Source organism: Salimicrobium salexigens, from assembly GCF_900156705.1.
GTDB classification, from domain to species: domain Bacteria; phylum Bacillota; class Bacilli; order Bacillales; family Halobacillaceae; genus Salimicrobium; species Salimicrobium album.
On sequence record NZ_FTOK01000006.1, the window covers coordinates 181,925 to 193,959 of the forward strand.

At 50.7% G+C, this 12,035-nt stretch carries 9 protein-coding genes; all 9 read left to right on the forward strand.

The window, feature by feature from the left end; all coding sequences use genetic code 11:
- The first annotated feature begins 79 nt into the window (after nucleotides 1-79).
- A complete protein-coding gene (locus tag BW931_RS09055; protein WP_076571694.1) occupies nucleotides 80-1,216 on the forward strand; it encodes an efflux RND transporter periplasmic adaptor subunit in 1,137 nt (378 codons plus the stop codon).
- The gene (locus tag BW931_RS09060) at nucleotides 1,217-4,282 is read left to right on the forward strand and encodes an efflux RND transporter permease subunit (RefSeq protein WP_076571697.1); all 3,066 of its coding nucleotides are present in this window, start codon (nucleotides 1,217-1,219) and stop codon (nucleotides 4,280-4,282) included.
- 217 nt (nucleotides 4,283-4,499) lie between these two features.
- Complete coding sequence (locus BW931_RS09065) at nucleotides 4,500-4,835, forward strand: helix-turn-helix domain-containing protein (RefSeq protein ID WP_008590432.1); 336 nt, start codon at nucleotides 4,500-4,502, stop codon at nucleotides 4,833-4,835.
- Nucleotides 4,836-6,236: 1,401 nt separating this feature from the next.
- Nucleotides 6,237-7,634, forward strand: a complete 1,398-nt coding sequence (locus BW931_RS09070; RefSeq protein ID WP_076571699.1) for an O-antigen ligase family protein — start codon at nucleotides 6,237-6,239, stop codon at nucleotides 7,632-7,634.
- An 18-nt stretch (nucleotides 7,635-7,652) separates the two neighbouring features.
- Nucleotides 7,653-8,750, forward strand: coding sequence for a glycosyltransferase family 4 protein (locus BW931_RS09075; RefSeq protein ID WP_076571701.1), 1,098 nt, complete (start codon nucleotides 7,653-7,655; stop codon nucleotides 8,748-8,750).
- The gene (pssD, locus tag BW931_RS09080) at nucleotides 8,751-9,224 is read left to right on the forward strand and encodes a PssD/Cps14F family polysaccharide biosynthesis glycosyltransferase (protein ID WP_076571704.1); all 474 of its coding nucleotides are present in this window, start codon (nucleotides 8,751-8,753) and stop codon (nucleotides 9,222-9,224) included.
- Nucleotides 9,221-9,700, forward strand: coding sequence for a PssE/Cps14G family polysaccharide biosynthesis glycosyltransferase (gene pssE / locus BW931_RS09085; RefSeq protein ID WP_076571705.1), 480 nt, complete (start codon nucleotides 9,221-9,223; stop codon nucleotides 9,698-9,700). Before pssD ends, pssE begins: the two co-directional genes overlap by 4 nt.
- A gap of 37 nt (nucleotides 9,701-9,737) precedes the next feature.
- A complete protein-coding gene (gene galU, locus BW931_RS09090) occupies nucleotides 9,738-10,622 on the forward strand; it encodes a UTP--glucose-1-phosphate uridylyltransferase GalU (protein WP_076571707.1) in 885 nt (294 codons plus the stop codon).
- Nucleotides 10,623-10,638: 16 nt separating this feature from the next.
- Nucleotides 10,639-11,949 (forward strand): UDP-glucose dehydrogenase family protein, encoded by a 1,311-nt coding sequence (locus tag BW931_RS09095; protein ID WP_076571710.1) that lies wholly within the window; start codon nucleotides 10,639-10,641, stop codon nucleotides 11,947-11,949.
- The last annotated feature ends 86 nt before the right edge of the window (nucleotides 11,950-12,035 follow it).

Here is a 12,035-nt window from a genome sequence, read left to right on the forward strand (position 1 = left end):
GTCGCGTACAGGCGACAGCTTTTTTTCTGATAATAAATGAGAGCGTTTTTATACTTTTCACACTGAAGGAGTATGCCCCATGAAACGAGGAATTTTACTTTCGCTTTTGCTGATACTGCTGGCAGCCTGTTCAAGTGACGAAACGGAAGAAGAAAAGACACGGGTCACCCCGGTGGAAACAGAGGAAATAAGGGAAGGCACATTCACCGTGGAACGGGAGATCATTGCCCGGGCCGAGCCTTCTGCCACGTCCCCTGTCGTCCCCGGCGCCCCCGGAGAAATTACGTTTATCAGTGTGGAAGAAGGAGACAGCGTGGAAAGAGGCGATGCGCTGGCTGAAATTACTCCCGGCCAGGGAGAGTCTCAGGTGGAACTTCAGGAAAACGCACTGGCTCAGGCACGGCAGCAGCTGGATCAGGCGATCGCCTCCCGTGATGACGCGGAAGAAGCTGTCGAAAGAGCGAAGGATCAGGAAGCACCGGAAGGACTGAGCGGGCTGCTCGGTCCTTCGGAACAGGAACTAGAAGGTCAGGTGGCCCAGGCCGAACAGCAGCTCAGTCAGGCCAGCTCCGCCGTCGAGTCGGCACGGCTGCAGGTGGAACAGGCGGAAATTCAGCTGGAGCAGGCACGGGAGCAGTCGGGACCGGAGACGCTCACCTCCCCGAGGAGCGGCGTAGTCACCTCCATACAGGGGAACGTCGGAGATATGGCTACGAACCAGCAGCCGTTCGCAACGGTAGTGTCGCTGAACCCTGCTCTCATTACTGCTTCGATTACGGCGGAACAGACATCTCTTTTCGAAGAAGGAGCGAAGTATCAGGTGGACGTGGAAGCATCCGACGAGCCGGTGGAAGCACAGCTGACGAATGTCGCCACCGTGCCCGGGGATACGGGACTTTACAGCGTGGAAGCGGAAATCTCCAACCCGGACGGTTCCATAAAGCCGGGCACGACGGCTGTATTTCAGCTGCCGGAAACGGTCGTTGAGAACACGACGATCATTCCTACGGAAGCGCTCGTTGAGACGTCGGACGAGACTTTCGTTTATAAAGTGGAAGAGAAGAAAGCTGTCAAAGTGCCGGTATCGGTGGAGTCCTCGCAGACGGAAGAATCGGCTGTCACCGGTGACGTCAGCGAAGGGGACAGCGTCGTCACCTCCGGTCAGATCACCCTGACGGACGGGGCGGAGATCCGCATCATCGGGGAGGATGAATAGATGAAGCTCGTACAGACGTCCATCAAGCGCCCCGTCGGTGTCATTATGATCGTCGCTGCCATCCTCGCTCTCGGGTTCGTCTCCCTCAGAAACCTGACGATCGATCTGTACCCGGACATCGATCTGCCGGTTGCAGTCGTGTCGACTTCCTATGAGGAAGCAGCCCCGCAGGATGTGGAACAGCTCGTCAGCCGTCCGATTGAAGGGGCGGTCAGTTCACTTGAAGGCCTCGAAGTACTGCAGTCCCAGTCCCAGCAGGGAGCCTCGCTTATTTTCATGCAGTTTTCGACGGGAGTGGATCTGGACAGTGCTCTTCTTGAAGTGAGAGAAGCGGTCTCCCGGGTATCGGGAGTACTGCCGGAGAATGCCGGGGAGCCGAGCGTGCTGCGATTCGATCCCCAGGCTCTGCCGATTATGACAATCGGACTGTCGGGAGACACGCCGGCGGAGCTTCAGCAGATCGCCGAAGACCAAATCGTTCCTTATCTGGAGCGGCAGGGTGGAGTCGCTTCGATTTCCGTCGAGGGCGGCCGTACCGAAGAAGTTCAGATTGAAATCGAAAGGGAAAAACTCGCCCGATTAGGCATCGATAGTCAGACGATAATCCAGACTCTGAACGCTTCCAATCAGGCGGCGACAGCAGGGTCCGTCGATAAAGGGGATAAGAACCTCCGTATCCGTGTGAACGGGGAATTCGATTCGATTGATGACGTCAAGAACACCGTCCTGACCACGGAGTCCGGAGATCGTCTGAAGCTCGACCAGATCGCCATGGTGGAAAAAAGGATCGAAGACACCGGGACTGTCTCGGAAGTGAACGGGGAGACGGCCGTCGTACTGTCCGCTCTGAAAAAGACGGATGCGAACACGGTGGAGACGGCTGAAAACATCCAGACCGCGATGGATGAAGTAGCTCCCGAACTGCCGGAGAACGTGGAGATGAAGACCGTGCTCGATACATCGGAGTTCATCAAAGTCTCGATCAACAGCGTCATCGTGAACATCATTATCGGTGGTCTGTTTGCCGTCGCGGTACTGCTTCTGTTTCTGAAGAGTATACGGGCGACGCTCGTCATCGGAATCTCCATTCCGATTGCGATCATATCGACGTTCACTCTCATGTATTTTACCGGGGAGACGCTCAACGTTCTGACGATGGGCGGACTGGCGCTCGGTATAGGGATGATGGTGGACAGTTCCATCGTGATCCTTGAAAATATCGTCAGCTACCGGCAGCGAGGATTCTCGATGAAGGAAGCAGCGGAGAAAGGGGCCTCCGAACTGGCTCCGGCCGTTATCGCTTCCGCCACTACGACACTCGTCGTATTCCTGCCGATCATGCTGGTGGACGGAATCGCCTCCGAGCTGTTCACGCCGCTCGCCCTGACCATTTCGTTCGCCCTGCTCGCTTCTCTCGCCGTTTCGGTGACGCTTATACCTATGCTGTCCTCCAAACTTTTGACGAAAGCGATGCGCGACGGGAAGCGGAACTGGTTTGACCGGCTCCTCGGAAAAATGAACAGGGGATATCAGCGGGTGCTGAGGAAAGTGCTGAAATTCCGCAAAACGACCGTGCTGCTCACGATTCTCTCCATAGGAGGCAGTATAGCGCTCATCCCGCTCGTTGGAACTTCTTTCATCCCGGAATCCGATCAGGGGCAGATAGAAGTCGACGTTTCACTTGAGCGTGGGACATCTCTTGAAGAAACAGAAACCGTTACTTCGGAGATAAGCAAGCGTCTGAATGAGTTCAGTGACGTAGTCGACGTCCATTACCTGTCAATCGGCAGCGGAGAAATGGGGCTGGCCGGCGGCAGTGCTGACCGGGCCAGTTACACCGTACAGCTCGTGGACCCGGGAGACCGGGAGCGGTCCACGCAGGAAGTGATGGAAGATATGGAGAATGATCTCAGTGACGTCGTCGGAGCCGAGGTCGAAGTGACGGAGATGAGTGCCGGACTCGGAACCGGGGCTCCGCTCGAGGTGCAGATCAACGGCCAGGACAACGCGGTGCTGAACGAACTGGCAGAACAGATCGTGTTGATTATGAAAGATGTCGAAGGGGTAGTCGCTCCCTCCTCTTCGACGGAAGACTCCGAACCACAGCTCGACATCCAGGTCGACCGTAACAAAGCGAGCGGATACGGGCTTACGGAACAGCAGGTCATTTCACAGGTGCAGCTGGCGTTCCAGGGACAGACGGCCACCCGTTACCGTGAAGGCGGGGAAGAGCTTGAAGTACGTCTCGTCACGCCGCTCGATGAGAGTGCGGGCATCGCAGAACTGGAAGGTACACCGATATCGACAGCTTCCGGAGACACGGTTCCCTTATCCTCCATCGCAGAGATTGAACAGGTGCAGGGGCCGGTAGCGCTGAACCGGGAGAACCAGCAGCCGCAGGTGAACGTCACGGCAGATATTGGGGAGCGGGACCTCGGCAGTGTCACGGCTGATGTGGAAGAGGAAATCGACCAGCTGAACTTCCCGGAAGGCTATACGTATGAAGTGGGCGGACAGGCCCAGGATATGGAAGAGGCTTTCGGAGACTTATCTGTCGCGCTCCTCTTCTCGCTGTTTCTCGTATATGCGGTGATGGCCGTGCAGTTCGAGAACTTCCTGTTTCCGTTCATCATTATGTTCAGCCTGCCGGCGACTGTCGTCGGTGTAGCGGTCGGCCTGTTTGTTACCGGTCTCCCGCTCAGCATGCCGGCGTTCGTCGGAATAATTATGCTCGCGGGAATCGTAGTGAACAACGCCATCGTTCTCGTGGATTACATCAACATTTTGAGGCGGCGTTCGTACAGCCGGTACGATGCGATTCTGGAAGCGGGACCCAACCGTCTGCGACCGATTCTGATGACGACGGTGACTACGGTACTCGGCATGGTGCCGCTCGCTCTCGGAATCGGACAGGGAGCGGAAGCCCAGCAGCCGCTTGCGGTAACCATCATTTTCGGACTGACGGTCTCCAGCTTCTTCACGCTGGTGCTGATTCCGGTCGTCTATACGTATTTCGATGACCTCTCTGTTAAAATCAACAACTTTTTTCAGAAAAGAGTTGAATGAAGCTTTCCTTCACTGAAGGAAGGCTTCTTTTTTAAGACTATTAAATTTTATTTACAAAAAGGTTTTGAAGGTTGATAATAAAGGAATTATGGAGAGTGTGAAGTAATTCGCTATGCACGGATTTTTTGTGAAGTATTTCATCTATAACTTGAATGGTACTTTATATAGAACATCATGAAATAATGTGCTATACTTTTTTAGAAAGAAGGTGAGAGATATGATAGGCGATCGTATACAGCATATAAGGAAAAACCGGGGGTACTCCCTGTCTGAACTCGCCGAAAGGGCGAACGTTGCCAAATCGTACCTAAGCTCGATTGAACGCAACATTCAGAAGAACCCGTCGGTTTTATTCCTGGAGAAGATTTCAAAAGAACTCGATGTCTCCATGAACTATCTTCTGCATGGAGAACAGCAGGACGTCAACGAGCCGCTGGATGACGAATGGGTGAACCTGGTGAAAGACGCCATGAGTTCGGGACTCTCCAAGGAACAGTTCAAAGACTATCTGGAATTCAATAAATGGAAGTTGAATAAAAGCGATAAGGAATAAGTGCGCCCGGCAAGGCGGCACTTATTTTTTTGTGAAAAACTGTAGACTTTATTCGTGATAAATAATATAATGTTCTTAATAAAGAAATATGTTTAGAGCACATACAGCCGGGAAACACTAAAATGAAGACAGAGGCAGGAATTTTTACGAGGAAATATCTGGTTTTTGCAGTGGTTTATGATATAATGTGAAATGATATTGAACGAACGGACCAGTTCCGGGCTGATTCATACACCCCGGGATATGGAGCACTCCAGTGAGAGATTTGTAGAAGGGTCCTCACGGATTACTGATTTATAAAGATAAAAACATCAGAAGAAAAAGGTGAGTATTGTGCAACAGCAAGAACAGTTGAAGGAAGTTTTGCAAAACGTCATTCAGAAGGCTGAAACGTCCGAATTGGCGACTTCCCAGGACGTCATCCAACAGTTGATGGAACTTCTTCAAAAATGATTATGTAAAAGAGGGTCTGCCTTAGTATAAGGCAGACTTTTTGTATGGCTGATTTTACGTTTTGCGTGCCCTTCAGAAGCCCGGTGACTGTCTGAAGGTAAGGATTACTGAAGAATCGTGCCCTTCACGCCTGTTAAAAGTCTCCGAAGGTAACGATTACTGAACAATCGTGCCCTTCACGCCCGTTGAAAGCCACCGAAGGTAACGATTACTGAATAATCGTGCCCTTCACGGCCGAAAACCTCCTCCCAAGGGAACGAATACGAACGCTGGCACGAACCGGCCCCAGGAAATACGGCTTTCGTGCCCTTTAGAAGCCTTTCATCCGGCCGAAGGTAAGGAAACCGTCCGAATCGTGCCCTTCACACCTCTTGAAAGCCTCCGAAGGTAACGATTACTGAATAATCGTGCCCTTCACGCCCGTTAAAAGTCCCCGAAGGTAACGATTACTGAATAATCGTGCCCTTCGCACCTCCAAAAAGCATCTGAACGTCACGATTTCCTGGCCGCCTTCTTTTCTCCGGTACACCTTTGTACATACTCTCATAGTACGGTAGAATAGATGAAGATAAATAACGGTGTGCATCTTTATTTCCCCGGAAATAAGAGGATACTTTGCTGCTGGATCTGATGAAATGACCGCCCAGGTATCCTTTTTATTATAGAAACGTATAACTTCCTTACTATTTTCAAAAAAGAAACGAGATTGCCCCCCTTTATCGAAGCGAATTAATGTTATAATGTTGCAGTGCGACTTTTAAGACTGATGAAAGAGGTCGTCGCAAGAAAGAGGCGCGGAGATCGCAAATCCATCAGCGTGCATACAGCGATTTCCGCTGTTACATAAAAAAGTTATCATCATCACAGACATAAAATATCTTTATATCCGAAAAGGTTATCTTAGGGAGCCGTGATAGATATGAAGAGATACCTAGGAGGATTCATCAAATGCAAGCGATCAGCGATAATAACAAATTGAAAAAAGGGCTGGAGGTATATTTCCTGCTGTACATTCTGCTGCAGCCTTTCCTGGATCTCACAGCTTTCGTGAATTTACCTATTTCTGAACCTGTACGTGTCCTTTCCATGGTGGCGGGTGTTTTTTACGTCGTTTTTCTGACAGCACCGTCCAGAGGTAAGAAAATAGCTCTCCTGTACATTGGAGCAGCCGCCGCATTTTTTGCTTTGAATCTTATTAATAACTATATTTTCAAAGATCCTTTCTCGTTAGTAGCGGAGATTACTTACTTAACAAAAACAGCGTACGTTGTAATGATGATTGTCATTTATTACTTTGTAATTGAAGCTCTTTACTCAAGAATCAAGTGGAAAGCTCTGATCAGACAGCTCGTATTCTGGGCCATCTCTGTCGTGAGTATCGTCATGGTCGTGGCGTCCATAACGGACACCGGAAAAAGGAGTTATGGTTATCTCGCAAAAGAAGGGCACTCCGGATGGTTCTTCTCCGGTAATGAGATCAGTATTATTATCGGCATGGGCTTCGGTTTCATGCTGCTCGCCTACATGGTCCGTGACGGGGAGAAAGAGTCACTCTGGAAGCTTCCGCTGGTGGGTCTGACTATTTATGCGGCTCTGACCGTCGGCACAAAAGTCGCCCTCGGTTCCATACTCGCACTTCTCGCCGTAGGTATTCTGGCAGCGCTGATTCAGTGGTGGAAGAAGAAGGGATGGCACAATGTTGTCGTATTGCCCGTCCTTCTTCTGCTGACGGTTATAGCTATTCCTTATACGGCTATCGGGAATAACCTGGATCTGACGATAAGTCAGATTGAAGAAGAGCAGGAAGCGCAGCAGGACAACGACCCGGCAAACAGCCCGGGCGGAGGTTCAGCGGAAGAGGGGGGAGAGACTGCGGACAACAGTACCGGAGAAACTTCCCAATCAGTGGAACAATTACTGAGCAGTCGCGGTGACTTCTTTGACGCGCAGCTGGTGGACTATAAAGAAGCGGGCATCACCCAGAAGCTTCTCGGCATGGGATACGGCGGGAACTACGAAGGAGACCCGAAACTTGTGGAGATGGACTTCTTTGACTGGTTCTTCAACTTCGGAATTATAGGCTTTATTCTATTGAGTGCTCCCATCTGGTTCCTTCTCGGAAGGACCGTCGTATTAATTGTCAAAGCGAAAGGGAAAGTGTTCACGCCGTACTTCCTGCTTACAGGAACGGCTGTCGGTCTCGGACTCGGAGCTGCCTTCACCGCCGGGCACGTATTGTCTTCTCCGGCTTCCGGTTTCTACCTGGCCCTTGCAGTCGTCTATTTAAACTTCGAAACGTATCAGCTGTATAGACAGAATAGCCGTGAGAGCTATCATTTCAGATAAAAAAGGAGCAGCTTCTTTATGAAGAGAATCTTAGTGATTTCCAACATGTATCCGGGAAAACGAAGCAGAACATTCGGTATCTTCGTCAAGAATCACGTGGAAATACTTCGCAGTCGCGGGTTTGAAATAGACGTACTCGGCATCCGTGACCCGCGGATGGGGAAAAAAATTGTCATACAGAAGTATATGAAGTGGCTCGGCAAGTTTGCGTGGCTGCTTCTTAAGAACAGGAAAAAATACGATGTCATCCATGCCCACTACGTATTCCCGTGCGGTCTTCTCGCCCGGATTTTCAAAAAAATATCCGGAGCAGGGATGATCGTCACTTCCCACGGCGGGGACATCGACCGGATGGCAAGAAAGAACAATCTGATTGCCGGAGAAACGAAACGGATTCTCAGGGATGCGGATGCGGTCATCGCTGCCGGGGAGGGACTGCGTCAGGATATAATCAGCGATTTCGGCGGGGATCCGGAGAAAATATCCGTCCTCAGCATGGGAGTGGACCGGAACAAATTCTACCCGCGGGATAAAAGTGTAAGCAAAAAAATGCTCGGGCTTGAGGAAAACTGTTTTCATATCCTGTACGTAGGCAATATAATTAAAGCGAAGGGCATCGAAGAGCTGGTGAATAGTTTTCGGGAAGTGGAAAAGCAGAACAGGAACGTTCACCTTCACCTCGTCGGCGAAGTGAAGGAACCGGACTTTTACAACGAAGTGAAAGCGGCTATTCCGGAATCGTCCAGAAGCAGCATTCATTTCCACCCTTCCGTCAATCAGGATAAACTGGCCGAGTGGATGTCGGCCGCCGATCTGTTCGTCCTGCCTTCCCGCATGGAAGGCCTCGGTCTCGTCGCTATCGAAGCGATGGCCTGCCATACCCCGGTACTTGGTACCCGCGTCGGCGGACTGCAGTATGTGCTGGCAGACGGTAGAGGCGAACTTGTGGAACCGCAGAACGAATGGGCGCTGGTTGAAAGCATGAATAAGCTTATCAACGACCCGGAACTGAGAAAAACGTACGCAGAGCAGGGAGAAACGATGGCACAGAAACATGATTTAGAAGTAGTGGTACGTCAGCTGGGACAGATGTACGAAAAGATGGGGGAGAAATGAATGGCTAAAGATAAAAAGTTACTGCTAATATCTTCAATCGGGGGACATCTCACACAGCTCCTTCAGCTCGATCCGTTATTTTCCCAGTATGACTACCACATCGTGACCGAAAAATCGGCGATTACGAAACAAATGAAGAAGAAGCACCCGGTCTCATTCCTCGTTTACGGGGGCAGGAACTATCCGGTACGTTATATTTTCAAGTTTTCCTTCAACATCCTGAAGTCCTTTTTCCTTTTCCTGAGGGAAAGGCCGGACGTGGTCATTACGACCGGGGCTCATACGGCGGTGCCGATGTGCTACATAGCGAAGCTTTTCCGGAAGAAAGTGATTTACATTGAAAGTTTCGCCAAGACTACGTCACCAAACTTGTCCGGCAGACTCGTCTATCCGATTGCCGACCTTTTCGTCGTGCAGTGGGAATCGATGAAGAAGGTCTACCCGAAAGCAGTGAACGGGGGGTCGATCTATTGATTTTTGTAATTCTCGGTACGCATGAACTCCCCTTTCCGCGACTCTTGAAAGAAGTGGAAAGGCTGAAGATTGACGGGGTCATTGACGAGGAGATCATCGTGCAGAACGGTCATACGGCTTACAGCAGTGAATATATGACTTTCTCTTCTTTCGTCAGTTATGAGGAGATGGACAAACTATTCGATCAGGCGGACCTGATCATTACTCATGCAGGAACCGGATCGGTGACGACCGCCCTCAAAAAGGGAAAGAAGGTTATTGCGGTAGCCCGCCTGGCGGAATTCGGGGAGCATAACGACGACCATCAGCTTGAGCTGGTCAACGTCTTCGAGGAGCAGGGGCACATTCTCAGCTGGGCTCCGGGGAAAGACCTCGCGGAAGTGATCGCCCAGTCCAGGGACTTTGAACCGGAGGCTTTCGTCTCAGGAAAAGCTGGTATGATTAACCTGCTGGAAACATATATAGAAAATTTATGATAGAATTGAAGGAAATGGATAGAAAGGTGGAGGTCAAATGAAAGTGAAAAAAGCTATTATCCCGGCAGCGGGACTCGGTACACGTTTTTTACCTGCAACAAAAGCCCAGCCGAAAGAAATGCTCCCGATTGTAGATAAACCGACAATCCAGTATATCGTCGAAGAAGCAGTGGAGTCGGGCATCGAGGACATCATTATCGTCTCCGGCCGCGGCAAGCGGGCAATCGAGGACCACTTCGACAAATCATACGAGCTTGAAGAAAAGCTTGAGGAGAAAGAGAAATATGAACTGCTCAAGGAAGTGGAGGATATCTCCAACCTTGCGAACATCCACTACATAAGACAGAAAGAACAGAAAGGGCTCGGTCACGCCATTGCGACTGCCAGCCGGTTCATCGGCAACGAACCGTTCGCTGTTCTTCTCGGGGACGACATCGTACAGGCGAACGGCACCCCGTGCCTGCGTCAGCTGATGGATGTGTACGAAAAAGAGGAAGCATCCGTCGTCGGCGTCCAGGACGTTCCGGAGAGCCAGGTCTCAAGCTACGGAATTATCAAGACGAAGAATAACGAAGAACTGTCGGACGGGTACGTGGAAGTAGAAGATCTGGTGGAGAAGCCTGCTCTGGAAGACGCTCCGTCGAACCTTGCGATTATGGGCCGGTATATCCTTACTCCGGAAGTGTTCGATATTCTTGAAACACTTCCACCGGGAGCAGGTAATGAAATCCAGCTTACGGACGCCATCAAAAAGCTGACGAATGCACAGAAGGTTCTTGCTTATAATTTCGTAGGCGAGAGATTCGATATCGGAAACAAGCTCGGGTTCATCGATGCCCAGATAGATTTCGCACTGAACCGCAGCGATCTGAAAGAGGATATACTGCAGCTTCTTGAGGATAAACTGGAAAAATATAAGTGAGGAAACAGGTGAGACAATGAAAATTTCAGTAATTGGTACAGGATATGTAGGACTTGTCACAGGGGTATGTCTTTCAGAAGTCGGCCATGAAATTACCTGCCTGGATATCGACTCCAGGAAAGTGGAGCGGCTGAACCGTTCAGAGTCGCCTATTTATGAGCCGGGTCTTGAGGATATGATGAAAAAGAATATCGATGCAGGACGACTTGATTTCACGGACAGCTACGAAACGGCAATGCAGGGCCGGGACGTCGTCATTATCGCCGTCGGCACACCGCAGGCCGATGACGGGTCCGCGGAGCTCGTTTACCTGAATAATGCCTGCCGCAGCATCGCCGAAACGATGACGAACGATATGATCGTCGTTACGAAAAGTACGGTGCCGGTCGGTACGAACGAGCACGTGAAGAACGAAATCGAGAAACACCATAACGGATCTTACAGCGTCGAGGTCATTTCCAATCCGGAATTCCTGCGCGAAGGTTCCGCTATTCATGACACGTTCAACGGGGACCGCATCGTCGTCGGAGGCGAGAGTGAACAGGCCGTTGAAAAAGTGAAGAGCATATTCGAACCGTTTGGCGTTCCGATCATCATGACTGACCTGCGCAGTGCCGAAATGATCAAGTACGCGTCGAACGCCTTCCTTGCGACGAAGATCAGCTTCATCAACCAGCTCAGTAATCTGTGTGAACGGATCGGCGCAAACGTCGAAAGCGTCGCGAAGGGTATGGGCATGGACAAGCGTATCGGCGACAAATTCCTGAACGCGGGAGTCGGCTACGGCGGCTCCTGCTTCCCGAAAGATACGAGCGCTCTCAGTGCCATCGCCAAAAGCGTGGATTATGATCTTACTATCGTGGACAGCGTCATCGCTACGAACGAAGGACAGCAGCGTATCATTGTGGACAAGATCAAGAAAGTATTCCCGGATCTTGAGAATAAAAGAATCGCCGTTTTAGGCCTTGCGTTCAAACCGAACACGGATGACATGAGAGACGCGCCGTCGATCAAAGTCGTGCGGGAACTCGTTGATGCAGGAGCCGAGGTCTATGCCTATGACCCGATTGCGAGCGAGAACGCGAAAACATATCTGCCGGGAGCTACCAACTACATGGATTCGGTCGAAGAAGCCATCGATGGTAAAGATTTCGCCGTCATTATGACGGACTGGAAAGAAATCAAGGAGTATTCTCCGGAGGACTATGCGAAATCTCTCACTAACCCTGTCGTATTCGACGGCCGCAACTGCTACGGACTTAAAGAAATTGAAAACACGGGACTTGAATATCATTCGATAGGACGTCCTACGGTATATAATAAATAATGAATAGCCACGGAGGCGTATGCTTCCGTGGCTTTTTTGTGCCTTAATCGTGACGTTGAGAAGGAGGATGTGAGGCTGAAGGTCAC